Here is a 26,609-nt window from a genome sequence, read left to right as displayed (position 1 = left end):
GGCATTCCTCCCTGTGATCGAGCCCGTCGAGATGGTCGGGGTCCCGTTGCGGCGACAGTGACGCACGGCGAAGGCTTGCTGTCACCAGGGACGGCGTTGCCGAGGCGGCGTGATGGCGCCAATCGGCGCCCAGTGATCATTGGAACGGCCTGCTTGCGATGATGATTCCGGCCAGCGCCGGGGTTCCGGCCGGATAATCGCCGCCAAACCGCCAATTCACCATATGGCTTTACCTCATCTCAATGCGGCTTGCCTCCTCTAGGCCCTTCGTTTGCCCCGAGCCTTCGTTCGAGGAGCCGCTGCATTGTCTCCACCAGCCCTGGTTCTCACCCACCTCGCCAAGGCTTTCGACCGTCCGGCGGTCGATGGCCTCGACCTCACCGTGCGCGCCGGCGAATTCTACGCCCTGCTCGGGCCGAACGGCGCGGGCAAGACGACGACCTTGCGCATGGTGGCGGGCCTGTTGCGTCCGGATGCCGGGACGATTTCGGTGTTCGGCATCGATGCGCTGGCCGACCCGGTGGCCGCCAAGCAGCTGATCGCCTGGGTCGCCGACGAGCCGATGATCTATGACAAGCTGACGCCGCTCGAATATCTCGCCTTCGTCGCGGGGCTGTGGGCTGTCGCGCCGGTCCATGCCGAGGCCCAGGCCCGCGAGCTGATCGATCTTCTCGGCCTTGGCCGCCATGCCAACGAGCGCTGCGAGGGTTTCTCCAAGGGCATGCGCCAGAAGGTGGCGCTGGCCGGCGCGCTGGTGCATGAGCCGCGCCTGATCATTCTCGACGAACCGCTGACCGGGCTCGATGCCGGCTCGGCGCGCCTGGTGAAGGACGTGCTGATCGCCCGTGTCCGGGCCGGCGCCACTGTCATCCTGACCACCCACATTCTCGAAGTCGCCGAGCGCATGGCCGAGCGGATCGGCGTGATCGCCCAGGGCCGGCTGGTCGCCGAAGGCACGCTGGAGGAACTGGCACGGCAATCCGGCCGGCGTTCCGGATTGTCCGGCGGCTCGCTCGAAGACGTCTTCCTGGAGCTCGTTGCCGCCCATGATCCCGGGCTGGCGGCATGACCAGCGCTTCGCTCACCTGGTTCGCCCGCCAGGAAATGCGGCTGACCTGGCGCGAATGGCTGTGGTGGCTGCGCGGCCATCGCCATGGCGTGCTGCGCGCGGCGCTGTTCGCGGTGGTGGCGCTGGCCGGCCTGCACCTGATCGCCGGTTTCAGCGTCGCCTCGCTGGCAAGCGTCGCCGACGCGCCGGATCGGGGCCGGTTCCTGCTGCTCACCGCCGCCGCCGCCATGGCCTGGATGCTGATGTTGTCCCAGGCGATGGAATCGGTCACCCGCGTGCTCTATGCGCGTGGCGACGTCGATCTCATCCTGTCGTCGCCGGCGCCCGCCCGCGCGCTCTTCGCGCTACGCCTTGCCGGCATCGCCGCGGGCAGCACGGCGATGGCGTTCCTGGTGGTCGGTCCGTTCGTCAACATGCTGGCGATCAAGGGCGGCGCGCAATGGCTCTGGGCCTATGGGGTGCTCGCCGCGATGAGCGCATCGGCGGCGGCGCTCGCCATTCTCGCGACCCTGGCCTTGTTCCGCATCGCCGGGCCGCAGCGCACCCGGCTGGCCGCGCAGATCGTGGCGGCGGTGGTCGGCGCAGCCATCGTCATTGGCCTTCAGGTCGTGGCGATCATGGGTCATCAAGGGCTCGAACGCTTCGACGTCCTGCGCAGCGAGGTGGTGATCGCCGCGACGCCGATGCTCGACAGCCCGGTGTGGTGGCCGGTGCGCGCGGCAACCGGCGAGGTGGCGCTGGTGGCTGGCCTGCTGGTCGCGGCGCTGGCTTTGCTCGGCGCCACCATTGCCGGGGCCTCGCGCCGCTTCGCCGACCTCGTCATCGCCGCCAGCATGACACGCACGACGGGGCGTGGCGGCGCCCGCCCGGCGCGTTTCGTCGCGGTCGGTCCGGCGGGCGCGCTGCGCGCCAAGGAATTGAAGCTGCTCGCCCGCGACCCCTGGCTCCTGTCGCAGACGCTGATGCAACTGCTCTACCTGATCCCGCCGGCGCTGTTGCTGTGGCAGAGTTTCGGCAAGGGCGCCAACCCGGCGCCGCTGATCGTGCCGGTGCTGGTCATGGCGGCGGGGCAGCTTGCCGGCGGCCTCGCCTGGCTGGCGATTTCGGGCGAGGACGCTCCGGACCTGGTGGCCACCGCGCCCTTGTCGGCCAGCGCCGTGCTGCAGGCCAAGATCCAGGCGGTGCTGATCGCCGTGGCGCTGCCGATGGCGCCGCTGGTCTTCGCCGTCGCCTTGCTGTCACCGGCCGCGGCCGGCATCGCGACCGTCGCGATCCTTGCCGCCGCCGCCAGCGCCACCGCCATCCAGCTCTTGTTCAAGACGACGGCGAAACGCGCCGCGTTCCGCCGCCGCCAGACCGCCTCGCGTGTCGCCACCTTCGCCGAGGCGCTGGTCTCGATCGCCTGGGCCGCCGCGGCCGGCCTGGCGGCCGCGGGCTCGCCGCTGATCGCCCTGGTGCCGGTGGCGGCGGCGCTCGGCGTGCTCGCCATCGCCAGGACCTTCGCGCCCAGCCGGGCCTGAGCCCTCCGTTGGCTCAGCGTTCGACAAAGGCGCGAAGCCGCGACAAGGCATCGTCCCATTGCTGCGACACCGCGTCGAGATAGGCCCTGACCTCGCCGATCGGTTCGGGTCTGAAGGCGAACAGGCTTTCCCGGCCGGCGCGCGTGCTGGCCACCAGCCCGGCGGTTTCCAGCACGCGCAGGTGCTTGGTGACGGCTTGCCGGGTCAGCCTGGTATCAGCGGACAGGCTGGCGATCGATCGCGTCTGCCCGTCGCTCAGCTTGGTCAGCAGCGACAGGCGGGTGCGGTCTCCGAGAGCCGCGAAGACCGGCGCCGGATTGGCCCGATCGGCCTGGGCCTTAGGGCTCAACATGGGCTTGAATATTCCTGAGCTGTTCGTCCCAACCGCCGTCGTTCATGCGCAGCGCGTCGGGCCGCCGGTGGCTCGGCAGCGCATCGAACCCGGATTCGACAATGGTCAGGCGGGTTCCCTTGGTGACCGGTTCGAGCCGGAATTCGACCAGCGTCGGGGGTTCCTTGGAATAGTCCACGTCGGGCTCGACCGCATAGGGGTGCCAGGTGAAGGAGAACAGGCGTGGCGCCTCCATCTGCTTGACCCGGGCCTCCCATTTGACGTGCTCATAACCGGGATAGGTGATCCGGCCGGTTGACACTTCACCTGGCGTGAACGGGCCGTCCAGCTTGACCCGGAACCATTCGCCGAACTCCTTGTGGTCGGTCAGCGCGCGCCAGACCCGCTCGACGGGAGCGTTCAATTCGATGGTCTTTTCGATGCGGTCGGACATATTGGCAACCTCCTGGTTGCCTTTACATGGCAGTGTCGATGCAGAAATGCAACCAAAAAGTTGCTCTTTTCGCGCCCCCTGCCGTGCGGACCTCATCCGTGCGACGCTGCCCCGCGACCCGACATCTGCGGGCAGGTCCGACCAGGCTGCGAGAGGCAGACGCATGACCCCAAGCATTGACCCAAGCATTGATCCGGCGATCACCCTGAAGATGGTGAAGGCCAATGGCATCACTATCCGTTATGCCGAGGCGGGGCAGGGCCCGCTGGTGCTGTTCTGCCACGGCTGGCCGGAGGGCTGGGCGTCCTGGCGCCACCAGTTGAAGGCGCTGGCCGCGGCCGGCTACCGGGCGGTGGCGTCCGACATGCGCGGTTATGGCGGCACCGATGCGCCAGCCGAGATCGAGCGCTATACGATCCTCGACCTGGTCGCCGACCAGGTCAGCCTGGTCAAGGCGCTCGGCGAGACCAGCGCGGTGGTGGTTGGCCATGATTGGGGCGCGCCGGTCGCCTGGCACGCGGCGCTGATCCGCCCGGATGTGTTCCGCGCGGTCGCCGGCATGAGCGTGCCCTGGACCCCGCCCGGCCATGTCGACTTCCTGACCGCGCTGGAAAAGCTCGAGATCCGCGATTTCTACATCCAGTACTTTCAGGCACCGGGCATCGCCGAGGCCGAGCTGGATCGCGATCCGGAAGACAGCCTGCGCCGGCTCTATTTCACCGGCTCCGGCGATCAGCGCGACCGGACCAAGGGCATGACCCGGCTCGGGACCGGCGGGGTGCTCGGCAATACCGTCGACCCGGAAGAACTGCCGGACTGGCTGCCGCGGGAGCACCTGGCCTATATGGCCGGCGAGTTCCGCCGGGCCGGCTTTCGCGGCGGGCTCAACTGGTACCGCAACCTGACGCGCAATTTTCACCTGACCGCGCCCTGGCGCGGCCAGCCGATCCGCCAACCTTCGCTGTTCATCGTCGGCGCCAAGGACGGCGTGATGCGCTTTCCGGCCTCGAAGGCGCAGGTCGAGGCCTATCCGCAGACCCTGCCGGGCCTGCGCGGCCTGCATGTTCTCGACATGGCCGGCCACTGGATCCAGCAGGAGCGGGCCGACGAGGTCAACGGATTGCTGGTCGATTTCCTGCGCGGGCTCTGAAACGGCCAGGATCGCACTTGCCGGGATCGCACTTGCCAGGATCGCACTTGACGGCCAGGCCCTCGAGGGTCTTGAGGAACCGCCCGTGCTCTCGCAACGAACCAACCGTCACAGCCGAACCACCCCAATGCCGAACAATCTTCGCTACGACTATGCCGGCGACAGCCGGCTCTTGGAGGGCGCCGACTGGATCGGCCGCCGCCCGGGGGGATTGCAGCTGCATTACCACGAGGAGGCGCAGGTTTCGGTGATCTGGAACGGCCACCGCGACTATCGCATCGGCGCTCATCTCCTGCGTCTGCATCCGGGCCAGCTTCTGATCATACCGCGCCTGAGGCCGCACCATGCCCTGCCGTCGCTGCAGGGCGAGGTCAGGTCGGCGGAGTTTTATCTCGCCCCCGATGCCCTGCCGGCGGTGACCCGCCAGGTCCTCGAAGCCTTCGATTATCTCATTGCCGACGCGCCGGAGTTGCTGGAGACCGCGCCCTGCGATGTCATCGCGTTCATCGCCGCCCGGATGGCCGAGGATCGGCTGCTGGCCGGGTGGTGTGGCCCATCCGCTTCGCACCTGACCGCCGACGGCCATCTGCTCGAAGCGGTTGCCCGGCACGACCGGGTTTGCGAGGCGGCCGCGGCGCTGGGTTTCAGCCGCGAAGGTTTCATCCGGATATTTTCGCGCAGTTTCGGCATGACGCCCCATGCCTACAGGATCAATGACCGGCTGAATCTCGGCCGCCGGCTGCTGCGCGACGGCGAGACCATCTCGGACACCGCCTATGCCGCGGGGTTCAGCGACCAGAGCCATTTCGGGCGGACCTTCCTCCGGCTGTTCGGCGCGACACCCGGCCAGTTCCAGGCCGCGCATACGACCTGACGACGATCACTTTCGTTCTATAGCCCTGGCGCCCTCCGGTGGTTCATCGCCGCCAGGAGCGCCCATGACCACCTTTGATATCGTCCTGCTGGCGGTTGCCGGCTTTGCCGCGGGAACGCTGAATGCGATTGCCGGCGGCGGCACCATCTTCACCTTCTCCGCCCTGCTCGCCATTGGCGTGCCGCCGGTGGCGGCCAATGCCACCAGCGCGGCGGCCGTGGTTCTCGGATCCGTGGCCTCCACCGTCGCCTATCGCCGCGAGGTCATGGCGGCGCTGAAACGGCTGCTGCCGCTGTGCCTGATCTCGGTTGTCGGCGGTGGTCTCGGCGCGATCCTGCTGCTGCGCTCCGGCGACCAGGCGTTTCGCGCTCTGGTGCCCTGGCTGCTGCTGTTCGCCACCGTGCTGTTTGCCGGCACGCCCCGGCTCCAGAGAGCCATCAGGACGGCCGCGGCGACCCAGAAGGCCAAAGGCGGCATGCGGCTGGCGGTGCCGACGCAGGGCCTGGTCTCGGTCTATGGCGGCTATTTCGGCGCGGGCATGGGCGTGATGATGCTGGCCTCGCTCTCCTTGACCGAAGATGGCGAATACCACGCGGTCAACGCCGCCAAGAACCTGCTCTCGATCGTCCTGCAGTCGATGGCGGTGGCGGTCTTCCTGGCCTCCGGCGTCGTCCATTTCGGGATGAGCCTGGTGATCGCGGTGGCGAGCATTCTCGGCGGCTGGATCGGGGTACTGGCGGCGCGCCGGGTGCCGGAGCGCCTGATGCGCAGCCTCATCATCGTCAGCGGCCTGGGGCTCTCGCTCTGGTATTTCGTCAATTGAGCGCGAAAGCGCGGGCGGGGCGGCCTCGGTCACCCCGGCCACATCGCGCCGCGGGTTTCGATGTTTCGGTCGGGCCCTTATCGAGGTGCGAGTCGTTGGCTGCGTTGTTTGCTCGCACCTACGTCACCCCCGGCGGAGCGCAGCGACGGGAAGGGGGTCCAGGGGTCGACATGTCACGCTTTCGGCGCATGCCTTCTTGTGATTTCGCAGCGTCGACAGCGCATGCCGGGCACGGCATTTGGCGGCGTCGGACCACAAGCCCTGCAACCCCTGGACCCCCTTCCCGTCGCTTCGCTCCGCCGGGGGTGACGTAGCGCATTTTCCGGCAGTCGTTCGCCCAGTCTCTCCTCAACCATATCGTCTCATCTCAACCACGCCCGCTCCGCCTCAACTCCTGACCATCTCGGCCTTGGCGATGTCGGCGACGCTCCGGCAGCCGGTCAGCGCCATGGTGATGTCGAGCTCGGCGATCATGTTCTGGATCACCTCGGTCACGCCCTGTTCGCCGGCCACCGCCAGGCCATAGACATAGGGCCGGCCGAGCAGCACGGCGCGGGCGCCGAGCGCCAGGGCCTTGAACATGTCGGCGCCCGACCGAACGCCCGAATCGAACAGCACGGGTGTCGCGCCGGCGGCGGCGACCACGCCCGGCAGCGCGTCGAGCGAGCCGATGGCGCCGTCGACCTGGCGGCCGCCATGGTTCGACACGACGATGCCGTCGACGCCGCGCTCAACCGCCTGTTTTGCGTCCGCGGCGCTCTGGATGCCTTTCAGCAGCACCGGCAGCCGGGTCATCTCCTTCAGCCGGGAGACGTCGTCCCAGACGAGATCCGGGCGCGAATAGATCTGGGTGAAACGGGCGACCGCCGAGCGGGCGGTCGTGAGGCTGAGGCCGAAGCGGCGCGCCGCCGACATCAGGTCGATCAGCGCGGTGACGAGATCGAGCCCGGAAGGTTTGATCGGCGACACCGGCGGGGTCGGCGGCAACGTCTTCAGGAACACCGGGTCGGTCAGATATTGCGCCAGTCCCTGGCCGCGCAGGAAGGGCAGGGACGCCAGATCGAGATCGCGCGGCCGCCAGCCGAGGATGGTCGTGTCGAGGGTCAGCACGATCGCCTCGCAGCCGGACTTTTCGGCGCGCGCCACCAGCGAGCGGGTCAGGTCGTCATCGGTGCTCCAATAGAGCTGGAACCAGCGCGGCGTGTCGCCGAGCGTTGCCGCCACCTGTTCCATGGCGACCGAGGCCTGGTTGGAAAAGACCATGCCGATGCCTTCGGCCCTGGCCGCGCGTGCGACTGCATGTTCGGCCTGCTTATGGGCCATTTCCAGCACGCCGATCGGCGCCAGCAGGAACGGCGCCTTGTGGGTGCGGCCGAACAAGGACACCGAAAAATCGCGCCGGGAGGCATCGACCAGCATGCGCGGCACGATGGCCAGACGGTCGAAGGCCGCCCGATTGGCCGCCATGGTCCGTTCCATGCCGGCGCCGCCGGCGACATAACCGAAGGCATTTTTCGCCATGGCCCGGCCGGCGGCGTCCTCGAGCGCTGCCGGCGCCACCGGCACCGCCGGCAGCTTGCCGCCGAGGCCGCGCAGGTAGATCGAGGTCTGGCGCGTCCGGCCAGGGCCGGGGGGCGGCGGGCTTCCGGCCGGGTCCGTCATGCTGTTTGTCCTGGTTCTGCCGTCTGTCGGTCGCTCAGCGGATCGGAGTGAGCCGTTCCTTGCCGACGCCTTCGGTGCCGGTGATCGTCCAGGTGCCGTCCAGCACGCCGTTGTCGCCGAGGCGGTAGACGACCAGGCCGGCCGAATTGCCGAGCTGGTAGGCGACCGCCAACACATCACCCTGGCGCATGCAGAAGCCCTGGCTCGGCGGTGTGTTGACCAGTGCCCAGCGGATGGCGCATCTGCCGCCGGCCGTGCCGGAAATCTCCGCTGTGCCGGAATAGCCGCTGCCATTGGCGTTTTCGCCCTGGACCTGGTAGCGGCCGGCGATCTCCTGGGCGCCGGCGGCGGATAGCGCGGCAAGGCTGATGAAGGCGGCCGAAGCCGCGACACGCAAGGTGCTCATGGCGGTTCTCCCAGGAGGCGACAAGCGTGGTTGGCTCGTCCTTGAGAACCAGTGTCGTCCTATCCTGTCGCAACGTCACGTCAGGAAATTTCCGGTGGTGCGGCTTGCACCCGGGCAGGTGGTGACGTTATCTGCGCCCCAAATCCTTATCACCGCTAAAGCCCGACAGGACGCGAGACCCCATGGCCCGTCAATTCGCCTATCATATGTCCGGCCTGACCAAGGCCTATCCGAACGGCAAGAAGGTTCTGGAGAACGTCCACCTGTCGTTCTATCCGGACGCCAAGATCGGCGTGCTCGGCGTCAACGGCGCCGGTAAATCGACGCTTCTGCGCATCATGGCCGGCATGGACAAGGAATATTCGGGCGAGGCCTGGGCCGCCGAAGGCGTGCGCGTCGGCTATCTCTCGCAGGAGCCGCAGCTCGACCAGAGCCTCACCGTGCGCGAGAACGTCATGCTCGGCGTTGCCGCCAAGAAGGCGATCCTCGACCGCTACAACGATCTCGCCATGAACTATTCCGACGAGACCGCCGACGAGATGGCCAAGCTGCAGGACGAGATCGAGGCCAAGGGCCTGTGGGATCTCGACAGCCAGGTCGATCAGGCCATGGACGCGCTGATCTGCCCGCCCGACGACTGGGCGGTCGACAAGCTGTCGGGCGGCGAGAAGCGCCGCGTGGCGCTGTGCAAGCTCCTGCTCGACCAGCCGGAAGTGCTGCTGCTCGACGAACCGACCAACCATCTGGACGCCGAGACCACCGCCTGGCTCGAGGGCCATTTGCGCAGCTATCCCGGCGCCATCCTGATCGTCACCCACGATCGCTACTTCCTCGACAATGTCACCGGCTGGATCCTCGAGCTCGATCGCGGCCGCGGCCTGCCCTATGAGGGCAATTATTCGTCCTGGCTGCAGCAGAAGCAGAAGCGGCTGATCCAGGAAGGCCGCGAGGAGGAGACGCGCCTGAAGGCGCTGGCTCGCGAGCAGGAATGGATGGGCGCTTCGCCCAAGGCCCGCCAGGCCAAGAGCAAGGCGCGCATCCAGCGTTATGACGACCTGGTCAAGCAGGCCGCCGAGACCGGCCCGACGACGGCCCAGATCATCATCCCGATCGCCGAGCGGCTCGGCCAGAACGTCATCGAGTTCAACGACCTGTCCAAGGCCTATGGCGACAAGCTGCTGATCGACGGCTTGTCGTTCCGCCTGCCGCCGGGCGGCATCGTCGGCATTATCGGGCCGAACGGCGCCGGCAAGACCACGCTGTTCCGCATGATCGCGGGGCTGGAAAAGCCCGACGGCGGCGAGATCCTGATCGGCGAGACGGTCAAGCTCGGTTATGTCGACCAGTCGCGCGACGCGCTGGCCGCCGACAAGACGGTCTATGAGGAAATCTCCGGCGGCAACGAGATCCTCTATCTCGGCAAGCGCGAGATCAATGCCCGGGCCTATTGCGGCGCCTTCAACTTCAAGGGCGGCGACCAGCAGAAGAAGGTCGGCCAGATCTCGGGCGGTGAGCGCAACCGCGTGCATCTCGCCAAGATCCTGCAGCGTGGCGCCAATGTCCTGCTGCTCGACGAGCCGACCAACGATCTCGACATCGACACCTTGCGTGCGCTCGAAGAGGCACTGGAGGACTATGCCGGCTGCGCCGTGGTGATCAGCCACGACCGCATGTTCCTCGACCGCATCGCCACCCATATCCTGGCCTTCGAGGGCGACAGCCATGTCGAATGGTTCGAGGGCAATTTCCAGGACTACGAAGAGGACAAGAAGCGGCGCCTCGGCATCGATTCGACCATTCCGAAGCGGATCCAGTACAAGAAGTTCTCGCGCTAAAGAGACAACCCATGGCGGGTGATGCGCTCGACATCAGCCTGACCGGTCCGGGAGACCATGCCGACATCGCCTTGCTGAACCAGGCGATGGACCGGCACTACAACCCGGACCTCGCGCCGAATTCGATCGAGGAGGTCACCGATCTCCTCGGTCGCATCGACCGCGAGCGGCGCTTCGGCACCCAGTTCGCGCTCGCCCGCCATGACGGCCGGCCGGTCGGTTTTGCCGCCTTCGCGGTGATCCATCCGGGCCGGCGGCTGAACGGCCTGATTTTCCTGAAAGACCTGTTCGTCCTGCCGGAATCGCGCGGCTTGAGCGTCGGCGAGAGCCTGATGCGCTTCCTCGCCCGTTTCGCCGTCGACAACGGCATCGGCCGGATCGACCTCACCGCCGAACCGCATAATCAAGGCGCCATCCGCTTCTACGAGCGCCTGGGCATGACGGTCCGGCCGGCGATCTTCTACCGACTTGACGGCGAGGCGGTCGAAAAGCTGGCGCGAATTTCCGAGGGAAAAGGCTGATAGATCGACCTTCTCCCAGAGGCCTGGCGGGTGCGCACATCTCTCGAAGGGATCTGAATTCGCCGCCCTTCGAGGCTTCGCACGAGAACCACGGATAGCGCGTGCGCCGCCCTTTTCGTCATGGCCGGCCTTGTGCCGGCCATCCACGCATGGCCTTGACCGTGGGAGACGTGGATGGCCGTGACAAGCACGGCCATGACGAAGCGAGCAACGCCGCGCCAAGACACGGATTGTCGAGATGTGCGAATCCGGTCGCCCTCCGGGAGAGGGTTGATCCGGTCCGGCTACCCCCGCCGCGCGAGGCTTTCGGCGCTGAGCCAGAACACCTCGCCTTCGCTCTCCGCCGTATCGATCCACAGGAAGGGCAAATACGGGAATTCGGCCTCCAGGATGTCGCGGCCGGTGCCGATCTCGCACAACAGGCCGCCGCCGGCGGTCAGATAGGTGCCGGCCTCGGCGAGGATGCGCCTGACGATGTCGAGCCCGTCGGCGCCGCCAATATGGGCCAGCACCGGTTCGCTCGCATATTCCGGCGGGAAGGCGGCGACTTCCGCCGCCGCGACATAGGGCGGATTGGTGATGATCAGGTCGTAGCGGCGGCCGGCGAGCGGGCCGAACAGGTCGCCCTGGTGCAATTTCACGTGATCGCCGGCCTGGTGATCGGCGACATTGAGCTTGGCGACCTCGAGCGCATCGGCCGAGAGGTCGACGGCATCGACCGCGGCGGCCGGAAAGGTCATCGCCGCCAGGATCGCCAGGCAGCCCGAGCCGGTGCACAGGTCCAGCACGGTCTCGACCTGATAGGGGTCGGCGATCAGGCCCAGGCCTTCGGGGCCAAGGGTGCCGGTGACGATCAGTTCGCCGAGATAGGAGCGCGGGATGATCACCCGCTCGTCGACCCGGAAGCCGATGCCCTGGATATAGGCCTTGCCGACCAGATAGGGCGCGGGCTTGCGCGTGGTGATGCGGGTTTCGAACAGATCCACCAATTTCAGCCGTTCGGCCAGCGTCAGGCGGGCGTCGAGCCAGGGACCGAGGTCGTCGATCGGCAGCGACAGGCTTTCGAGCACCAGGAAAGCCGCCTCGTCGAGCGCTGTCGCCGTGCCGTGGCCATAGCTGAGCCTGGCGGCGCCGAATCGGCTGACCGCGTAGCGGATCAGGTCGCGGACGGTCAGGAGCTCGTCGGCGGGCGAAGGCGAGCCAGAAGCCATGGTGTCGATATTCCCAAAAAACGTGCCGGAAAGCGCGGATGTGCGGTGCTAACCGCTCGCAAGGCCGGGTTCAAGCACCGTATCGTTTTCGGGCGCCGATGGGTGGTCCTGCCTTGGCATCGCCGCAGTCCGGCACCATGGTCGCCTTGCGGATCACTGCCTTCCTAGGCATTGTGGTTTGCATGAACGGCTGCGCCGGCTGACCTGTTTCGTATGCCGTGCGGCCCTCCCGATCGGGATGACGAGAGAGCGATAGTGACCTTGAGAACTCTGTTTCGAGCGCTCGTGCTCGCCGCGGGCGTGGCTGCGGTTTCCGCATCGGTCGGCGAGGCGCGCAGCGCGCCGAATGTTGTCCTGCCGCTGGGTCCGACGCCGGCGTTCCGCGAGGCCCTGCGCGTTTCGGTCTATGGCAATGTGCTGGCCGCCCGGCTGGCGGCAACCGTGCGCGACACCTCGGCCGCGTCGGTCTATTGGCGCGCCGCGCTGCGCCAGGATCCGCGCAACAACGAGATTCTCGAACGGGCCTTCGTCACCACGCTGGCCGACGGCAATGTCGAGGAGGCGATGCCGCTGGCCGACCGGCTGATCCAGGTCGACCGCCAGCATCGGCTGGCGCGCCTGGCCTTGGCCGTGCGCTCGATCAAGACCCGGCAGTTCCAGACCGCCCGCTCGCATCTGAGCGCCGCGCCGCGCGCCAATGCCGACCTGACCTCGGCGCTGCTGACCGGCTGGACCTTTCTGGGGTCCGGCGATGCGCCGGCCGGTGTCGCGGCCGTCGACCGGCTGACCGGCGCCGACTGGTTCCAGCTGTTCAAGCAGTTCCACGCCGGCCTGATCTTTGATGCCGCGGGCCGCAGGGCCGATGCCGGCCGCCGGCTCGAAGAGGCCTATAAGCAGGATCCGACCATCCTGCGCATCGTCGACGCCTATGGCCGCTGGGCGTCCAGGGCGCGCAATCTCGACGAGGCCCGCCAGGTCTATTCGGCTTTCGACAAGGTCGTGCCGAACCATCCGATGATCGAGGACGCCCAGCGCCGGCTGCGCGAGGCCCATACCCTGCCGCCGCTGGTGCGCAATGCCCAGAGCGGTTCGGCCGAAGTGCTCTATGGCCTCGGCTCGGCGCTGTCGCGCCAGGGCGGCGAAGACCTGGCGCTGATCTATCTGCAGCTCGCTCGCTGGCTCGATCCCGAGCACGAACTGGCGATCCTGTCGCTCGCCGATCTCTATGAATTCCTCAAGCTGCCGCAGCGGGCGATCGGCGTCTATGACGACATGCCCCAGTCGTCGCCGCTCTATCGCAATGCCCAGATCCAGCGCGCGCTCAACCTCGACCTGCTCGACAAGACCGACGATGCCCGCAAGGTGCTGCAGGACCTGATCGCCAAGAAACCGAACGACCTGGAGGCGCTGCAGGCGCTCGGCAACATCCTGCGCTCGCGCAAGATCTTCGCCGAAGCGGCGGAAGTCTATACCAAGGCGATCGCGCTGATCCCCAATCCCGACCGCCAGCACTGGGTCTATTTCTATTTCCGCGGCATTTCCTACGAGCGTTCGCAGCAATGGGCGAAAGCCGAGGTCGATCTGAAGCGGGCGATGGAGCTGGTGCCCGAGGGCAATGCCCGCGGCCGCGCCCAGGTGCTCAACTATCTCGGCTATTCCTGGGTCGACCAGGGCATCAATCTCGACGAAGGGCTTCGCCTGGTTCGGCGCGCCGTCGAATTGACGCCGGAGGACGGTTATATCGTCGACAGCCTGGGCTGGGCTTATTACCGCATGGGCCGTTTCGACGACGCGGTGACCGAACTCGAACGCGCCATCGAGCTGAAGCCCGAGGATCCCGTCGTCAACGACCATCTGGGCGATGCCTATTGGCGCGTCGGCCGGCAGGTCGAGGCCTATTTCCAGTGGAACCATGCCCGCGACCTGAAACCCGAGCCGGACGACCTGCCGCGTATCCTCAACAAGATCGCCAACGGCCTGCGCGACGATGCGAGCCCCGCCGGCCGGACCACCGGCCAGGCGGCGCAGACGCAGACCGCGCCGAACTGATTGCCGGCCTGCCGGCCGATCCGGACCGCGCGCCGGACCGGCCGGCGCGCCGGTTTTCCCTCGTGATCCTGGACCCGTGATCCTCTGCCCGTGATGGCCTTCGTCGATCACGCTCCCGCCAAGGTGAACCTGACGCTCGCCGTGCGGCGTCGGCGCGCCGACGGCTTTCACGACCTCGAAAGCCTGGTGGTCTTCGCCCGGACCGGCGACGAGGTTCGCTTCGCGCCCGGCGGCGCGGGTTATTCGCTCGAGGCGAGGGGCCGCATGTCGGCCGATGCCGGACCGGTCGGCGACAATCTCATCCTGAAGGCAGCACGGCTCCTGGCGGCGCGCGTGCCCTGGCTGCCGGGCGGCGCCTTCACCCTGGTCAAGCGGCTGCCGGTGGCAGCCGGCCTCGGCGGCGGATCCTCGGATGCGGCAGCCGCCCTGCGCGTCCTGGCGCGGGTCGCGGCGCTCGGGCTCGATGATCGAAGGCTCCAGGACGCGGCAAGCCTCACCGGTTCCGATGTGCCGGTCTGCCTTGCCGGCAAGGCGCGGATGATGCGCGGAACCGGGGCCGAGCTCGGGCCGGTGCTGCCCCTGCCGCGCCTGCCGGCCTTGCTGGTCAATCCGGGAGTCGCGGTGCCGACGCCCCAGGTGTTCGCGCAGCTTGGTCTCGCGCCGGGCCTGGAAGGGCAGGCCGATCCGGCCGCGGCGCTGGAACAAGGTGAGGAGGGCCAGCCGCGGGCCGGCCGCGCCGGGCTTCTCGCCGTGCTCCAGGCGGCGCGCAACGACCTGCAGCCGCCAGCTCTGGCGCTGGCGCCGGTGATCGGAACGGCGCTGAGGCATCTGGGAGACACCGATGGCTGCCGCCTGGCGCGCATGTCCGGCTCGGGCGCGACCGTCTTCGGGCTCTACGATACCTGCCGGGCAGCGGCGGCTGCGGCCAAGGCGATCAAGGCGCGAGAGCCCGGCTGGTGGGTCAAGCCGACCATGCTCGGCTGAGGTGGCCGTTGCGGGACGGCAATGGGGGCTGGCAGAGCAATTTGCACCGTGGCCGGCCGTTCTCATTTCGCTCAAGCTCTGGCACGAGAACCACCACCTTCACCTCTTCCCGGCGGGCTGGCGGATTCACACATTTCTCAAAGGAAGCCTGAATTCGCCGCCTTTCAAGGCTTCGCACGAGAACCACGGATAGCGCGCGCCACCCTTTTTCGTCATGGCCGGCGTTGTGCCAGCCATCCACGCATTGCCTTGGTCGCGGAAGACGTGGATGGCCGTGACAAGCACGGCCATGACGAAGCGAGGAACGCCGCGCCAAGACACGACACGGATTGTCGAGATGCGTGAACCCGGTAGCCCCGTCGGGGCGAGGTGGGGTCGGGGGTTCGCGCGCAAGATCAGGCTTGGTTTCTCACCCGCACCAATTCCAGACAACCGCCCCTTCACACCGCCGCCGCGACAAAGCGGCGATAACCTTCGGCGCGCAGCTGGCAGGCCGGGCAGGTGCCGCAGCCGAAACCCCATTCGTGATGGTGGCTGCGGTCGCCGAGATAGCAGGAATGCGACTGCTCGCGGATCAGCGCGACGAGCGGCTCGCCGCCGAGCCTGGCGGTCAGGGCCCAGGTCTCGGCCTTGTCGATCCACATCAGCGGCGTATGCAGCACGAAACGTCTGTCCATGCCGAGATTGAGCGCCACCTGCAGCGCCTTGATCGTATCGTCGCGGCAGTCGGGATAACCGGAATAGTCGGTCTCGCACATGCCGGCGACGATGTGTTTCAGGCCGCGCCGATAGGCCAGCGTCGCGGCGAAGGTCAGGAAGATCAGGTTGCGGCCGGGCACGAAAGTGTTGGGCAGCCCGCCTTCGCTCATTGCGATGGCGACGTCGCGGGTCAGCGCGGTGTTGGAGATCTCGCCCAGCGCCGCGAGGTTGACGGTGTGGTCCGGGCCGAGGCGGGCGGCCCAGCCGGCGTTGAGATCCGTGAGGCCCTGGCGCAGCGCGTCGCGGCATTCGAGCTCGACCCGGTGGCGCTGGCCATAGTCGAAGCCGAGCGTCTCGACCGTGCCGAAGCGCTCGAGCGCCCAGGCGAGACAGGTCGACGAATCCTGGCCGCCGGAAAACAGCACCAGCGCGCCGGAGCCGGCAGCGGCGGCGGCCTGCTCGCTCTCGATATCGGCCATGCTCAATGGGCCCGGGCGATGCAGAAGGCGACCGCCTCCATCAGGGCGTGTTTCATGGTACCGTCGGGAAACAGGGCCAGCGCATCATTGGCCTTGTCGCCATAGTGGCGGGCGCGCTCCACCGTGTCGGCCAGGGCACCGTGCTTGGTCATCAGGCCAATGGCGGTGTCGAGATCGCCCTCGGCGATCTGGCCCTCGACCAGGGTGCGCTTCCAGAAGGCGCGTTCCTCCTCCGGGCCGCGGCGGAAGGCCAGCACCACCGGCAAGGTGATCTTGCCCTCGCGGAAGTCGTCGCCGACATTCTTGCCGAGCTTCTGGGCCTTGCCGCCATAATCGAGCGCATCGTCGACGAGCTGGAAAGCGATGCCGAGATTCATACCATAGGCGCGCGCCGCGGCCTGTTCGGCCTTGGGCCGCTCGGCGATGACAGGGCCAACCTCGCAGGCGGCGGCGAACAGTTCGGCGGTCTTGCCGCTGATCACGGCGAGATACTCATCCTCGGTGGTGGCGGTGTTCTTGGCCGCGGCGAGCTGCATCACCTCACCCTCGGCAATGACGGCGGCTGCTGTCGACAGGATGTCGAGGGCGCGCAGCGAGCCGACTTCGACCATCATCTTGAAGGCCTGGCCGAGCAGGAAGTCGCCGACCAGCACGGATGCCTCGTTGCCCCAGACCATGCGGGCGGCCGGCTTGCCGCGGCGCATGTCGCTCTCGTCGACCACGTCGTCATGCAAGAGGGTTGCGGTATGCATGAACTCGACGGCGGCGGCGAGCCGGATATGGCCGTCGCCGCGATAGCCGGAGAGGGCGGCCGTCGCGAGTGTCAGCATCGGCCTGAGGCGCTTGCCGCCGGACGAGATCAGGTGGTTCGCCACTTCCGGAATCATGGTCACTTCGGATCCGGTGCGCGACAGGATCATCGCGTTCACCCGCTCCATATCGGCCTTGGTCGCGCGGACCATGGTGTCGATGGAGGCATTGACCTTCTCGAAGGGGACGACGACTGCCACGCCTTGCTCCGGGTTCGATTGCATTTCGCCGGACCATAGAAAGAAGGTGCTACCATCTCAAGTCGTTCCGGCTTCACGAAAAGTCGCACCTGCCGGGTATGGAGGTAACGTGGAAGAGATCATCCGCACGCCGGACCCGGTTCTGGTCACGGCCATCGAGGTTCTGTTCAATAGCGCCGGCATCTCCTTCTTCGTGGCCGACAGGCATATTTCCGCGATTGAAGCGCGGATTAGCGCCTTTCCGATGCGAATCCTGGTGCCCGATGATGTCGCGGCGCGGGCGCGCCGGCTGATCGAGGAGGCCGGCTTCGGCGACGAGTTGCGGCCGATCCGGGCCTGACGCGCGGGCCGGGCGGGGCCGATTGACTAAAATTGAAGCAGGCCACGGATGGGCGCAGGGCCGATTCCGTGCCACCTATGGGCTCTCAAACACACCATCGGGAGCCAAGCGATTGGAGCAGCCGATCACGGCGCAAGCGGACCTGACCACCGATACGGTGCTCGGCGGCAAGGTGCGGCTGATCCAGCCGCAGCGCGGCCACCGCGCCGGCCACGACGCCGTGCTGCTGGCCGCCGCCGTTCCGGCGGTGGCGGGCGACCGGGTGCTGGATCTGGGCGCCGGCGTCGGCACGGCCGCCCTGTGTCTCGCCAGCCGCGTCGCGGTCGGCTTCCTGACGCTGGTCGAGATCGACCCGGAACTCGCGGCGCTGGCCGAACGCAATGCCGCCGCCAATGGGCTGACCAACCGGACCCGGGTGATCGTCGCCGACGCCCGGGCACGTGGTGCCATGCGCGAGCGGGCTGGCCTGCTGCTCGGCCAGATCGACTGCGTGATGACCAATCCGCCCTTTCATGACGCGCTGCGCCACCGCGGCTCGCCGTCCGTGCCGAAACGCCTGGCGCACCAGGCCGAGGAGGGGCTGCTGGCCGCCTTCCTGCGCACGTCCGTGGCGGTGCTCAGGCCAGGCGGCACGCTGACCATGATCCACCGGGCCGACCAGCCGGAAGCCCTGCTCGCCGCCATGGCCGGCCGGTTCGGCGGCGTCACCTTGCGCCCGGTGCACCCGAAACCCGATATGGCGGCCGGCCGCCTGCTGGTCACCGGCATCAAGGGGTCGCGGGCGCCGGTGCAGATCCTGCCCGGCCTGGTGCTGGCCGATCGCGACGGCCAGCCATCGGCGGAGGCCGAAGCGGTGCTGCGTGGCGGCGCGGGGTTGAGCTGAACGGCCCGACGCAGCCTAACGTGTCGCCTTGCCCGTGGGCCGCAGGCGCCAGAGCGCCATGCCGGCGAACCAGATCAGCCCGGCGAGCGCGGTCCAGCGCGCCACCGCATAGATTTCGCCGGAGCGCTGCACCGCGCGCCGGTAGCGCAAGGCGACATCCGGCGGCATGTCCTGCGCCGGCCAGAGCGGATCGAACCAGATGAAGCCAATGGCGAAGATCGCCAGGCCGACCGCAAGCGGCGTCAGATGGGCCCATAATGGCAAGGTGCGCCGACCGCCGGTCGTCGGCGGTTGGCCGGGGTGTTCATGGGAGCTCGGCGACATCGCCGCGCTCATCCGCGTCACTCGTTCAGCGTATAGCGGCCGAGGCGGCAGACATTGATCCGGCGCTTCTCGACGACATCGCCGTCGGCGAACTTGAACTTGAAATCATAGACGCAGTCCGGCCGGCCGTCGGACATGTCGATGCTCATGGTCCGCCCGGCGGCCAGGGTGCGATCGCCGAGGATGTCGTTTTCCCAATCGTTGACGCTCGGCGGCGACGCCCAGAACGATTCGAGCTCGACGCTGGTATTGTTGAACAGCTGGAACGAGCAGACCTCGGTGCCGCGGTCGCAGGCCTGGGCGGCGCCGGCCCCCAGCAACATGGTGATGCCGGCTGCAAGGGCCAGGATGGTCTTCTTCATGATGGTCTCCTCGAAACAGGCCTTTGAATGGACGCGTTTCAACCCGACTCCCGAAGCGGAGGCAATCCGGCAAAGCGCTATGCTGGCGCTTATCGCCAGCCTGTGTTTCCGGTTGATGTCAAAACCCGGCGCTTGCGCGACACGAAAATGACCGGCGGCCGAACCGGGCCGGGCGACAGCGGCGGGCCACTGATTCCCGCGGCCGTCACCGGCTCCCCGCGCCTGGCGTCAGCCTTCGATGCGCGAGAAATCCGCCACCGCGGCGGTCGCCGTGCGCAGCTCCGCCAGCAGTTTCAGCCGGTTGACGCGGACCACCGGATCCTCGGCATTGACCGTGACCTTGTCGAAGAAGGCATCGACCGCCGGGCGCAATTCCGCCAGCACCTTCATGGCGCCGGCGAAATCTTCGCGCGCGACATGGTCGCGGGCATGGCCGGCGGCCGATTGCAGAAGCCCGAACAGCGCGCGTTCCTCGGCAAGGCCCTTGCCGTGGATCAGCGCCGCGTCCGGGACGCCGCCATAACTGACGCCGTCCTTCTTTTCCTCGATCCGCAGGATATTGGCGGCGCGCTTGGTGCCGGCGAGCAGGTTTTTGCCGTCCTCGGTCGCCAGCAGGCCGGCCAGGGCCTCGACGCGACGGACGATCAGAAGCAAGTCGTCATTCTTGTCGCCGGAGGCGAGCACCGCGTCGACCAGGTCGTGGCGCTGGCCCTGGTCGCGCAGCGACACCTTCAGGCGGTCGTGGAAGAAGGCGAGCAGGTCGGCATTGAAGCCGGCGACCTGGCCGAGCGGGAATTTCAGGTTGTTCTCGACGATCAGCCTGATCACGCCGAGCGCCGCGCGGCGAAGCGCGAAGGGGTCCTTCGAGCCGGTCGGCTTCTCGTCGATGCGCCAGAAACCGGTGAGCGTGTCGAGCTTGTCGGCGAGCGCCACCGCCACCGCCACCGGATCGGTCGGCACGCGGTCGTTCGGCCCCTGCGGCCGGTAATGGTCCTCGATCGCCACGCCGACGCTTTCAGGTTCGCCCTGCAGCACCGCGTATTTCCGGCCCATCAGGCCCTGGACCTCGGGGAATTCGCCAACCACCTCGGTCATCAGGTCGGCCTTGGCCAGTTCGGCGGCGCGTTCGGCAAGCGCCGGGTCGGCGCCGACCATGGGTGCGATGTGACGCGCCAGCGCCTTGATTCGATCGACCCGCTCGCCTTGGGTGCCGAGCTTTTCGTGGAACACCACGTTGAGCGCGCGCAGCTTCGCCATGCGCTGGTCGAGCGGCTTGCCCTTGCCCTCGAAATCCGGCAGCGGCCGCTGGTCGGTCTCGTAAAAATAGAGCGCGTCGGACAGGCGGGCGCGGATCACCCGCTCATTGCCCGCGATGATCGCCTTGCCGCCGTCGGTGGCTTCCAGATTGGCGGTCAGCACGAAGCGGTTGGCGAGCCGGCCGGTCTTGGGGTCACGCACCACGAAGCATTTCTGGTTGGCGCGGATGGTGGCGCGGATCACCTCGTCGGGGATTGCCAGGAAGGCCTCCTCGAACGCGCCCATCAGCACGACCGGCCATTCGACCAGGCCCGCCACCTCGTTCAAGAGGCCTTCGTCCTCGACCAGTTCGAAGCCTTGCGCGAAACACAGGTTCTGGGCGTCGGCCAGGATGCGGCGCTTGCGCGCCTCCGGGTCGGCGACCACCTTGGCCGCCTCGAGTTTGGCGACATAGTCGTCGAGCCGCTTCACCTTGATCGGACCGCCGGCCATGAAACGATGGCCGCGGGTGGCATCGCCCGCGACGATGCCGTCGATATCGAAACGGATGACATCCGGATCCTCGGTTTCCGGGCCGAAGGTGCAGATGATCGAATGCAGCGGCCGGACCCAGCGCAACGACGACGTCGAGGCCGAGGCCTCGCCCCAGCGCATGGATTTCGGCCAGGGGAAGGCGCGCACGACAACCGGCACGATCTCGGCGATCACCTCGGCCGTCGGCCGGCCCGGTTTGTCGATGACGGCGACGTAGAACTCGCCCTTCTTCGGGTCGGTTTCGATCTTGGCCTGGTCGATCGAGGTGAGACCGGCGGCCTTCAGGAAGCCCTGGATGGCGCCCTCGGGCGAGCCGACGCGCGGGCCCTTGCGCTCTTCCTTGATGTCGGGGGTCGCCACCGGCAGGCCATGCACCGACAGGGCCAGCCGGCGCGGCGTCACCAGCGCCTTGGCGCCGTCATAGAGGCAGCCGCGCTCGACCAGCGCATTGGTCACCGCCTTCTGAAGGTGGGCGGCGGCGTCGGCCTGCATGCGGGCCGGAATTTCTTCGCCGAAAAGTTCGAGCAGGAGGTCGGGCATTGGCAAAGGCCTGGCTGTCTTTGCGTCTCGCCCCGGAGGGCGACACTTTGGCTTCGGCATGACGCGCGAGCGCGCATCGTCTCTCGGCTGGGGTGATAGAGGGTCTGCCTCACCCCGTCGAGAGCTTCCGAAAAGACCAAGGCCCGCGCATGGCCCGCCAAGCGCAGCAGGAAGGGGCCGGCGCAGGCCGGATCGGCCCGGCTATTCGCGCCGCTGCAGGCTGCGGGAGATCGCTTCGCCGCCCTGGTGCTGGATCTCGTCGACCAGCCATTTGCCGTTTTCCAGGACCAGGCTGTAGGTCGCCTCGCGCTCCTCGAAGTTCTTGAACTTGACGGTGACGCGGGCGGTCCGCTCGGTGCGCGCGGCGATGGTGTAGCGCAGCGTCCGCTTCCAGTTGTCCTCCTCCTCCTGGCAGTTGCAGCGAAAGTCGAAGTCGAGACCGGGCAGGGGGCCGTCGGCGCGGCGGGCGCGCTGGCGTTGAACCGCGAACAGGCGCTTCAGGCGGGCGGACATGAAGGCTGGCTCGCGGGCCTCCTGGGTCGTCGCCAGCAGCGCCTTGACGGTGTCGATCGGGTCGGTTGCGCTCTGGGCGCGCAATTGTGACGGCGCGGCAATCGCCGCGGTCAGGCCCGCGAGGGACAGGGCCAGCGCTCGCCGGCGGGAAAGGGTCACGATCATGTCGGTTCATCCTTGGGAGCTCGATCCCGGGCCGTCCGCCAACGCCGCCACGCAGAACATCTGTGACGCAAGGTCAGCGGTGACCCGCGCCGGCTCTCATGGCGAGCCAAGGTTTCAGTTTTGCTTCGTCGGGGAACAATCGGATGGCGAGACCGGCTCGAATTGCAGTTGCTCCGACGCCTCGGCCGCGTCCGGTCCTAGCGCATTCGCAGCAGGCGCGACATGACCCAGTCATGGCCGGGTCCGGCGCTGCCGCTGATGTCGTCGATCAGCCATTTGCCGTTCTCGCGGATCAGGCTGTAGGTGACCTCGCGGCCGGCGCCGAAGAGCATGAACCTGGCGGTGACGGTCGCCGACCGTGAGGTCCGGCCGGTCTCGGCATAGCTCAGCGACTGCTTGAAGGCGTCGTCATAGTCCTGGCAGCTGCAGGCATAGTTGAAATCGAGGCCCGCCATGGCATCGCCGGTCCGGTGGCCGCGGGCCCGCTGGGCAGCGAACAGCCGCCTCAGACGCGCCGACAGGAAGGGGCCATCGGAGAGGCCCTGGGGTTTCCGGTAAAGCGCCGTCACCGTGTCGACCGGCGCGGCGCTGCTCGGGCCGCCATGGGTGGTCTCGGCCGAGGCCGTGTCGAGACGCCAAGTGGCGGCAACCAGGCCGGCCAGGACCAGGGCCAGCATCCGCTGGCGGGCCAGGCGAGACGTCATTCGTTTCTTCCCTCGCGTGAGCGCTGGAAGCTGTGATGCCCGGCCCAGGTTTCAGTTTCGCGGCGTCACGGACCGGCGGCGCACGCCGCGGTCAGGCCGCGATGCCTCCGGCCTCGGTCTTCAGCCAGGCTTCGCCGCAGGCTTTCGCCAGGTCGCGCACGCGCAGGATATAGCTCTGCCGCTCGGTGACCGAGATGACGCCACGGGCGTCGAGCAGGTTGAAGGTGTGGCTCGCCTTGATGCACTGGTCATAGGCCGGCAGCACCATCTTGTGGCGCGGATCGTTGCCGTCGGCGCCGGGGGCGCCGGCCGCGAGATATTTCTGGCAGGCCTTCTCGGCCATCCTGAACTGCTCGAACAGCATGGCGGTGTCGGCATGTTCGAAATTGTGCCGGGAATATTCCTGCTCGGCCTGCAGGAAGATGTCGCCATAGGTGACCTTGTCGGCGCCGTCGCGGCCGTTGAAATTGAGGTCGTAGACCCGTTCGACGCCCTGCACATACATGGCGAGCCGCTCGAGGCCATAGGTCAGCTCGCCGGCGACCGGCGCGCATTCGAAGCCGGCGACCTGCTGAAAGTAAGTGAACTGCGAAACTTCCATGCCGTCGCACCAGCATTCCCAGCCAAGGCCCCAGGCGCCGAGCGTCGGGCTCTCCCAGTCGTCCTCGACGAACCGGACGTCGTGGACGCGCGGATCAAGGCCAATGGCCTCGAGCGAGGCGAGGTAGAGCTCCTGGAGATCCGGCGGGTTCGGCTTCAGGATCACCTGAAACTGGTAATAGTGCTGCATGCGGTTGGGGTTTTCGCCGTAGCGGCCATCCTTCGGGCGGCGCGAGGGCTGAACATAGGCCGCCTTCCAGGGCTTGGGGCCGAGCGCCCGCAAGGTCGTCGCAGGATGGAAGGTGCCGGCGCCGACCTCCATGTCATAGGGCTGCAGGATGGCGCAGCCCTTGTCGGCCCAGAAGCTCTGCAGCGTCAGGATCAGGCCCTGGAACGAACGTTCGGGCCGCATATGGGCGGGCAGGTCAGAAAGGGACATCGGTCAATGGCTTTGCTTGAGGGCGAGCCGAGCAATAAGGACCGATGCCTGGAGGGTCAACCGATGTCGGTCAGTACGGGCGGTATTCGCCGGTGACCGGATCGCGCCTGAGCCGACGGATCGGCGCTTGCGCGCGCACCGGCTGCGGCTCCAGCGCCGAAAGGCTCTTGCGGAGCATCGCATAGGCGGCAATTGCAATGACCGCGAGCGCGGTCCCGATCAGTAGTGACGGCATGTTGGTCTCCATCGCATCTTCATCAAGTCTTAACATTTCGGCGAAAGCGGGGCGGCCCTTGTCACAAGGGCCGGCGATCAGGCACAGGAGGGCAGCGCCTGGCGCACGCCCTGGAAAAGGCCCTTGATCTCGGGCGACCGGTCGAGGCCGAAATCATCGGGCGCCAGGGCGCCGCGCTCGGCCAGATCGACCGCGGCCCGGCGCACCATGCTCGGCTCGGCGCGGCTCCAGAATGCGGCATTGGCGGGGGCCTCGGGTTTGATCGGCGTCTTCGGTGAGAAATAAGCCGCCACGAACAGATTGATATTGGCCGCGGCGACATAACGCAGGTGCTGGTCGCAAGGCGTGTTGGACAGCATGCGCAGCGCGGTGGCCAGATGGGCGGCGTGATCGAGCACGCGCCGGTCGGTGCGCACCGGTCCGATCGGCGGCGGGATGAGCCGTGGCCCGTCGATCTCGACGAAGCTTGCGGGGGTGCGGATGACCACCGGGCCGGCCGGGACATAGGCCTGGGCGAGTTCGCGGGCGCCGACCGGCAGGACGCCGGTGGTGCTGACCGCCGCCGTCTCGCGGACGCCGGGGACCGTCGATATGATGCGCGGTCCGACAAATTTGGTTTCCGTCGCGGCCGGCGGCAGGCTCGGCGCGGCAACCATCCGAACCAGGCTGGCGTCGCCCCGGCCGACCGGCAGATAGCTGAACAGGACGAAGCCGATGGCGCTCGCGGCCAGGCCCAGCAGCCAGAGCGGCAAGGCGCTGCGCGAGGCGGCCGGCGCCACCCGGGTCCTCCGGAAGTTCATCGCGAAATCGTCGGCCATGGGCTCCGGGCGAGGTCAGGCGCTTCAGCCGATCAGTGTCGCCGAGAGGAGTAAGAGGCGCTTTAGGGAATTTGCTTGCTTGCAAGGCAAAGCGACTACGAAGGGTTCACCAAGGCATAACGCAGATGGCATGGGTTTGATCCGGCGCGGGGGGTACGCCAGGGGCCTACGTGCGCGCATCGCGCTTCCGCGTCACGACCGGCCTTGTGCCGGCCATCCACACATGGCCCTGGTCGGGCAAGACATGGATGGCCGTGACAAGCACGGCCATGACGACGGGGCGGTGAAGGTCCAGGTGACGCGGCCTCGGCCGGTCCGCTCGGGCGCGTGTCCAGTCGACCTGATCCCGCCGGTCAGCGGCCCGGAGATCGGGCCCGCCTTGGCGCCATCCCTGCTCGCTTGGTCGCAACCCGCCGCGCCGCCGCCAGGGCGGCGCGCGCCCAGGCGAGGAGCTCATCGGGTTCATCGAACAGACGCTCCGGAGCCCGCCAAAAGGCGAGATCTATGGTGCCGCCCTTCTTCTCGTAGTTGAGCGGCGGAGCCGAGGCGGCTTCCTTGAAGGTCGCACGGTTGTCGTCGTCCACCCGCAGGTAGAGCGTGTTGTCCCGCACCATCCCAAGCATCAGGCCGTCGCAGAATAGGCCGCTCTTGCCGAACATGGGCCGCACCACGACATGGCCGAGCGGGGCGAGCACATCGCGCAGGAACGCGGCAAAGCTGTCGCTGGCAACCATCCGCGATACCCTGGGGCGGGCCCGACCACGACTGCGCCGGTGCGGGCCCGATCGCCCGCACCGATCGCTGGCCTCGTCAGGCAAGCGTCCAGTCGAGGGTGATCTCGGCGGTAAACAGCTTGGAGATCGGGCAACCCGCCTTGGCGCCGGCGGCGATCTCAGCGAATTTCTCCTTGGTCACGCCGGGTACGTTGGCGGCCAGCGTCAGCGCCGATTTCGACACCTTGAAGCCCGCGCCGTCTTTTTCAACGGTGACCGCGCAGGAGGTTTTGAGCTCGGTCGGCGTCAGGCCGGCCGCCTGCAGGCCGAAAGCCAGCGCCATGGTGAAGCAGCCGGCATGGGCGGCCGCGACCAGCTCTTCCGGATTGGTGCCTTTCTCGTTCTCGAAGCGGGTGTGAAACGAATAAGGACTGGAATCGAGCACGCCGGACTGGGTGGTGAGCGAACCTTTTCCGTCACGGCCTGTGCCTTGCCAGACTGCGGTAGCGGTGCGGATCATGGGTGTCTCCTTGAGCCTAAGGACGGCAGACGATAGGACAGGCCCACCGATCAGGCGAGGGGGCAAGGCTTCACCCCGGCGTGATCGCGCCGGGGCTCCCAAGGGCCAGGCTGATGACCGGCGCCGGGTTGCCTCAGGCGGCGCTCGCCAGTGCCCCGGGTGCCGGGCCCGCGACGAAAGGCAGCCCCTCGTCGGCCCAGCCGGTAATGCCGCCGATCATGATCTTCACTGGCCGGCCGAGCCTGGCGAGCTTCAGCGCGGCCTGATCGGCGCCGTTGCAGTGCGGGCCGGCGCAATAGGTGACGAACAGCGTGTCCGCCGGCCATTCGGCCAGGCGCGCCGCCGAGATGTCGCGATGCGGCAGGTGGATGGCGCCGGGCACATGGCGGCGCTCATAAGCGGCGGCCGAACCGACGACATGCAGCAGGACGAAATCCTGGTCGCCGCCGGCCATGGCGGAAGCGACATCGGAGCAATCGGTTTCGAGCGACAGGCGCCGCACGACATGGTCGATCACGACATCGGCGGCAGCGGCGGCAACAGCGGTGACAGGGTTCATGGCAGTCTCCAGGGTTTGACGATGCT

29 protein-coding genes are annotated in these 26,609 nt (G+C 67.7%); 11 read left to right on the top strand and 18 right to left on the bottom strand.

All coding sequences use genetic code 11. The annotated features are described in order from the left end of the window. Positions 1–271: 271 nt before the first annotated feature. A complete protein-coding gene (locus E8M01_RS03025; protein ID WP_136958753.1) occupies positions 272–1,069 on the top strand; it encodes an ABC transporter ATP-binding protein in 798 nt (265 codons plus the stop codon). Then, entirely contained in the window at positions 1,066–2,589 is a 1,524-nt protein-coding gene (locus tag E8M01_RS03020; RefSeq protein WP_136958752.1) for a permease, read from the top strand. The genes E8M01_RS03025 and E8M01_RS03020 overlap by 4 nt, the downstream gene beginning before the upstream one ends. A gap of 13 nt (positions 2,590–2,602) precedes the next feature. On the opposite strand, the gene E8M01_RS03015 is transcribed toward E8M01_RS03020, so the two are convergent. Further along, positions 2,603–2,941 carry an ArsR/SmtB family transcription factor gene (locus E8M01_RS03015; protein ID WP_136958751.1) on the bottom strand — a complete coding sequence of 113 codons (339 nt, stop codon included), beginning with the start codon at positions 2,939–2,941 and terminating at the stop codon, positions 2,603–2,605. After that, positions 2,928–3,374, bottom strand: coding sequence for an SRPBCC family protein (locus E8M01_RS03010; protein ID WP_136958750.1), 447 nt, complete (start codon positions 3,372–3,374; stop codon positions 2,928–2,930). The genes E8M01_RS03015 and E8M01_RS03010 overlap by 14 nt, the downstream gene beginning before the upstream one ends. Before the next feature lie 163 nt (positions 3,375–3,537). Here E8M01_RS03010 and E8M01_RS03005 point away from each other — a divergent pair, with 163 nt between their 5' ends. The 3 genes from E8M01_RS03005 to E8M01_RS02995 all read left to right on the top strand — a co-directional run bounded on the left by E8M01_RS03005 (position 3,538) and on the right by E8M01_RS02995 (position 6,221). Beyond that, positions 3,538–4,524: an alpha/beta fold hydrolase gene (locus tag E8M01_RS03005; RefSeq protein ID WP_136958749.1), complete on the top strand. Its 987-nt coding sequence runs from the start codon at positions 3,538–3,540 to the stop codon at positions 4,522–4,524. A 127-nt stretch (positions 4,525–4,651) separates the two neighbouring features. Continuing rightward, positions 4,652–5,398 (top strand): helix-turn-helix domain-containing protein, encoded by a 747-nt coding sequence (locus E8M01_RS03000; protein ID WP_170181751.1) that lies wholly within the window; start codon positions 4,652–4,654, stop codon positions 5,396–5,398. Between the two features lie 64 nt (positions 5,399–5,462). Then, on the top strand, positions 5,463–6,221 hold the full coding sequence (locus E8M01_RS02995; protein WP_170181750.1) for a sulfite exporter TauE/SafE family protein: 759 nt from the start codon (positions 5,463–5,465) through the stop codon (positions 6,219–6,221). A 387-nt stretch (positions 6,222–6,608) separates the two neighbouring features. Here E8M01_RS02995 and E8M01_RS02990 read toward each other — a convergent pair whose 3' ends face one another. Both E8M01_RS02990 and E8M01_RS02985 read right to left on the bottom strand, forming a co-directional pair. Next, positions 6,609–7,883 (bottom strand): alpha-hydroxy-acid oxidizing protein, encoded by a 1,275-nt coding sequence (locus E8M01_RS02990; protein ID WP_136958746.1) that lies wholly within the window; start codon positions 7,881–7,883, stop codon positions 6,609–6,611. A gap of 34 nt (positions 7,884–7,917) precedes the next feature. Continuing rightward, on the bottom strand, positions 7,918–8,289 hold the full coding sequence (locus E8M01_RS02985; protein WP_136958745.1) for a hypothetical protein: 372 nt from the start codon (positions 8,287–8,289) through the stop codon (positions 7,918–7,920). Positions 8,290–8,471: 182 nt separating this feature from the next. On the opposite strand from E8M01_RS02985, the gene ettA reads away from it, so the two are divergent. Together ettA and E8M01_RS02975 are read left to right on the top strand one after the other, a co-directional pair. Continuing rightward, on the top strand, positions 8,472–10,124 hold the full coding sequence (gene ettA, locus E8M01_RS02980; protein ID WP_136958744.1) for an energy-dependent translational throttle protein EttA: 1,653 nt from the start codon (positions 8,472–8,474) through the stop codon (positions 10,122–10,124). A gap of 11 nt (positions 10,125–10,135) precedes the next feature. Continuing rightward, positions 10,136–10,645: a GNAT family N-acetyltransferase gene (locus tag E8M01_RS02975; protein ID WP_170181749.1), complete on the top strand. Its 510-nt coding sequence runs from the start codon at positions 10,136–10,138 to the stop codon at positions 10,643–10,645. 284 nt (positions 10,646–10,929) lie between these two features. Here the strand turns inward: E8M01_RS02975 and prmB are convergent, their stop codons facing one another. Continuing rightward, positions 10,930–11,856 carry a 50S ribosomal protein L3 N(5)-glutamine methyltransferase gene (gene prmB, locus E8M01_RS02970; RefSeq protein WP_136958742.1) on the bottom strand — a complete coding sequence of 309 codons (927 nt, stop codon included), beginning with the start codon at positions 11,854–11,856 and terminating at the stop codon, positions 10,930–10,932. Between the two features lie 255 nt (positions 11,857–12,111). Between prmB and E8M01_RS02965 the strand changes: the two genes are divergently transcribed. Beyond that, positions 12,112–13,905 (top strand): tetratricopeptide repeat protein, encoded by a 1,794-nt coding sequence (locus tag E8M01_RS02965; protein WP_246088582.1) that lies wholly within the window; start codon positions 12,112–12,114, stop codon positions 13,903–13,905. A 93-nt stretch (positions 13,906–13,998) separates the two neighbouring features. After that, positions 13,999–14,889, top strand: coding sequence for a 4-(cytidine 5'-diphospho)-2-C-methyl-D-erythritol kinase (locus tag E8M01_RS02960; RefSeq protein WP_136958740.1), 891 nt, complete (start codon positions 13,999–14,001; stop codon positions 14,887–14,889). Positions 14,890–15,329: 440 nt separating this feature from the next. Here E8M01_RS02960 and queC read toward each other — a convergent pair whose 3' ends face one another. Both queC and E8M01_RS02950 read right to left on the bottom strand, forming a co-directional pair. After that, the gene (gene queC / locus E8M01_RS02955) at positions 15,330–16,067 is read right to left on the bottom strand and encodes a 7-cyano-7-deazaguanine synthase QueC (protein WP_136958739.1); all 738 of its coding nucleotides are present in this window, start codon (positions 16,065–16,067) and stop codon (positions 15,330–15,332) included. Between the two features lie 2 nt (positions 16,068–16,069). Continuing rightward, complete coding sequence (locus tag E8M01_RS02950; RefSeq protein ID WP_136958738.1) at positions 16,070–17,077, bottom strand: polyprenyl synthetase family protein; 1,008 nt, start codon at positions 17,075–17,077, stop codon at positions 16,070–16,072. 109 nt (positions 17,078–17,186) lie between these two features. Between E8M01_RS02950 and E8M01_RS02945 the strand changes: the two genes are divergently transcribed. Both E8M01_RS02945 and E8M01_RS02940 read left to right on the top strand, forming a co-directional pair. Next, a complete protein-coding gene (locus tag E8M01_RS02945) occupies positions 17,187–17,417 on the top strand; it encodes a putative signal transducing protein (protein WP_136958737.1) in 231 nt (76 codons plus the stop codon). Positions 17,418–17,529: 112 nt separating this feature from the next. After that, positions 17,530–18,300, top strand: a complete 771-nt coding sequence (locus E8M01_RS02940) for a tRNA1(Val) (adenine(37)-N6)-methyltransferase (protein ID WP_246088581.1) — start codon at positions 17,530–17,532, stop codon at positions 18,298–18,300. Positions 18,301–18,315: 15 nt separating this feature from the next. On the opposite strand, the gene E8M01_RS02935 is transcribed toward E8M01_RS02940, so the two are convergent. From E8M01_RS02935 to E8M01_RS02890, 11 genes are all read right to left on the bottom strand, one after another. Beyond that, complete coding sequence (locus tag E8M01_RS02935; RefSeq protein WP_136958736.1) at positions 18,316–18,624, bottom strand: hypothetical protein; 309 nt, start codon at positions 18,622–18,624, stop codon at positions 18,316–18,318. Between the two features lie 17 nt (positions 18,625–18,641). After that, positions 18,642–18,986 carry a hypothetical protein gene (locus tag E8M01_RS02930; RefSeq protein ID WP_136958735.1) on the bottom strand — a complete coding sequence of 115 codons (345 nt, stop codon included), beginning with the start codon at positions 18,984–18,986 and terminating at the stop codon, positions 18,642–18,644. Positions 18,987–19,214: 228 nt separating this feature from the next. Continuing rightward, positions 19,215–21,317 carry a glycine--tRNA ligase subunit beta gene (gene glyS, locus E8M01_RS02925; RefSeq protein WP_136958734.1) on the bottom strand — a complete coding sequence of 701 codons (2,103 nt, stop codon included), beginning with the start codon at positions 21,315–21,317 and terminating at the stop codon, positions 19,215–19,217. A 201-nt stretch (positions 21,318–21,518) separates the two neighbouring features. Further along, positions 21,519–21,995 (bottom strand): DUF3828 domain-containing protein, encoded by a 477-nt coding sequence (locus tag E8M01_RS02920; RefSeq protein WP_136958733.1) that lies wholly within the window; start codon positions 21,993–21,995, stop codon positions 21,519–21,521. A 197-nt stretch (positions 21,996–22,192) separates the two neighbouring features. Continuing rightward, positions 22,193–22,699 (bottom strand): DUF3828 domain-containing protein, encoded by a 507-nt coding sequence (locus E8M01_RS02915; RefSeq protein ID WP_136958732.1) that lies wholly within the window; start codon positions 22,697–22,699, stop codon positions 22,193–22,195. A gap of 91 nt (positions 22,700–22,790) precedes the next feature. After that, positions 22,791–23,738, bottom strand: coding sequence for a glycine--tRNA ligase subunit alpha (locus E8M01_RS02910; RefSeq protein WP_136958731.1), 948 nt, complete (start codon positions 23,736–23,738; stop codon positions 22,791–22,793). 70 nt (positions 23,739–23,808) lie between these two features. After that, on the bottom strand, positions 23,809–23,985 hold the full coding sequence (locus E8M01_RS34945) for a hypothetical protein (protein WP_170181748.1): 177 nt from the start codon (positions 23,983–23,985) through the stop codon (positions 23,809–23,811). Between the two features lie 65 nt (positions 23,986–24,050). Beyond that, on the bottom strand, positions 24,051–24,791 hold the full coding sequence (locus tag E8M01_RS02905; RefSeq protein ID WP_136958730.1) for a hypothetical protein: 741 nt from the start codon (positions 24,789–24,791) through the stop codon (positions 24,051–24,053). Between the two features lie 353 nt (positions 24,792–25,144). Next, positions 25,145–25,525, bottom strand: coding sequence for a TfoX/Sxy family protein (locus E8M01_RS02900; protein WP_136958729.1), 381 nt, complete (start codon positions 25,523–25,525; stop codon positions 25,145–25,147). A gap of 76 nt (positions 25,526–25,601) precedes the next feature. Continuing rightward, entirely contained in the window at positions 25,602–26,024 is a 423-nt protein-coding gene (locus E8M01_RS02895) for an OsmC family protein (RefSeq protein WP_136958728.1), read from the bottom strand. 133 nt (positions 26,025–26,157) lie between these two features. Next, positions 26,158–26,583 (bottom strand): rhodanese-like domain-containing protein, encoded by a 426-nt coding sequence (locus tag E8M01_RS02890; RefSeq protein ID WP_136958727.1) that lies wholly within the window; start codon positions 26,581–26,583, stop codon positions 26,158–26,160. Between the last annotated feature and the right edge of the window lie 26 nt (positions 26,584–26,609).

The sequence above is a fragment of the Phreatobacter stygius genome, assembly GCF_005144885.1.
Taxonomy (GTDB): domain Bacteria; phylum Pseudomonadota; class Alphaproteobacteria; order Rhizobiales; family Phreatobacteraceae; genus Phreatobacter; species Phreatobacter stygius.
This window is presented reverse-complemented; position numbering and strand designations above follow the sequence as displayed.

Coding starts and splice junctions, on each gene's coding strand:
- prmB (WP_136958742.1), bottom strand. CDS start 11,856: ATGGCTTCTGGCTCGCCTTCGCCCGCCGACGAGCTCCTGACCGTCCGC.
- E8M01_RS03010 (WP_136958750.1), bottom strand. CDS start 3,374: ATGTCCGACCGCATCGAAAAGACCATCGAATTGAACGCTCCCGTCGAG.
- E8M01_RS02975 (WP_170181749.1), top strand. CDS start 10,136: ATGGCGGGTGATGCGCTCGACATCAGCCTGACCGGTCCGGGAGACCAT.
- E8M01_RS03015 (WP_136958751.1), bottom strand. CDS start 2,941: ATGTTGAGCCCTAAGGCCCAGGCCGATCGGGCCAATCCGGCGCCGGTC.
- glyS (WP_136958734.1), bottom strand. CDS start 21,317: ATGCCCGACCTCCTGCTCGAACTTTTCGGCGAAGAAATTCCGGCCCGC.
- E8M01_RS02930 (WP_136958735.1), bottom strand. CDS start 18,986: ATGAAGAAGACCATCCTGGCCCTTGCAGCCGGCATCACCATGTTGCTG.
- E8M01_RS02935 (WP_136958736.1), bottom strand. CDS start 18,624: ATGTCGCCGAGCTCCCATGAACACCCCGGCCAACCGCCGACGACCGGC.
- E8M01_RS02915 (WP_136958732.1), bottom strand. CDS start 22,699: ATGACGTCTCGCCTGGCCCGCCAGCGGATGCTGGCCCTGGTCCTGGCC.
- E8M01_RS02905 (WP_136958730.1), bottom strand. CDS start 24,791: ATGGCCGACGATTTCGCGATGAACTTCCGGAGGACCCGGGTGGCGCCG.
- E8M01_RS02910 (WP_136958731.1), bottom strand. CDS start 23,738: ATGTCCCTTTCTGACCTGCCCGCCCATATGCGGCCCGAACGTTCGTTC.
- E8M01_RS34945 (WP_170181748.1), bottom strand. CDS start 23,985: ATGGAGACCAACATGCCGTCACTACTGATCGGGACCGCGCTCGCGGTC.
- E8M01_RS02985 (WP_136958745.1), bottom strand. CDS start 8,289: ATGAGCACCTTGCGTGTCGCGGCTTCGGCCGCCTTCATCAGCCTTGCC.
- E8M01_RS03000 (WP_170181751.1), top strand. CDS start 4,652: ATGCCGAACAATCTTCGCTACGACTATGCCGGCGACAGCCGGCTCTTG.
- E8M01_RS02895 (WP_136958728.1), bottom strand. CDS start 26,024: ATGATCCGCACCGCTACCGCAGTCTGGCAAGGCACAGGCCGTGACGGA.
- E8M01_RS02960 (WP_136958740.1), top strand. CDS start 13,999: ATGGCCTTCGTCGATCACGCTCCCGCCAAGGTGAACCTGACGCTCGCC.
- E8M01_RS03005 (WP_136958749.1), top strand. CDS start 3,538: ATGACCCCAAGCATTGACCCAAGCATTGATCCGGCGATCACCCTGAAG.
- E8M01_RS02995 (WP_170181750.1), top strand. CDS start 5,463: ATGACCACCTTTGATATCGTCCTGCTGGCGGTTGCCGGCTTTGCCGCG.
- E8M01_RS03020 (WP_136958752.1), top strand. CDS start 1,066: ATGACCAGCGCTTCGCTCACCTGGTTCGCCCGCCAGGAAATGCGGCTG.
- E8M01_RS02890 (WP_136958727.1), bottom strand. CDS start 26,583: ATGAACCCTGTCACCGCTGTTGCCGCCGCTGCCGCCGATGTCGTGATC.
- ettA (WP_136958744.1), top strand. CDS start 8,472: ATGGCCCGTCAATTCGCCTATCATATGTCCGGCCTGACCAAGGCCTAT.
- E8M01_RS02920 (WP_136958733.1), bottom strand. CDS start 21,995: ATGATCGTGACCCTTTCCCGCCGGCGAGCGCTGGCCCTGTCCCTCGCG.
- E8M01_RS02900 (WP_136958729.1), bottom strand. CDS start 25,525: ATGGTTGCCAGCGACAGCTTTGCCGCGTTCCTGCGCGATGTGCTCGCC.
- E8M01_RS02990 (WP_136958746.1), bottom strand. CDS start 7,883: ATGACGGACCCGGCCGGAAGCCCGCCGCCCCCCGGCCCTGGCCGGACG.
- queC (WP_136958739.1), bottom strand. CDS start 16,067: ATGGCCGATATCGAGAGCGAGCAGGCCGCCGCCGCTGCCGGCTCCGGC.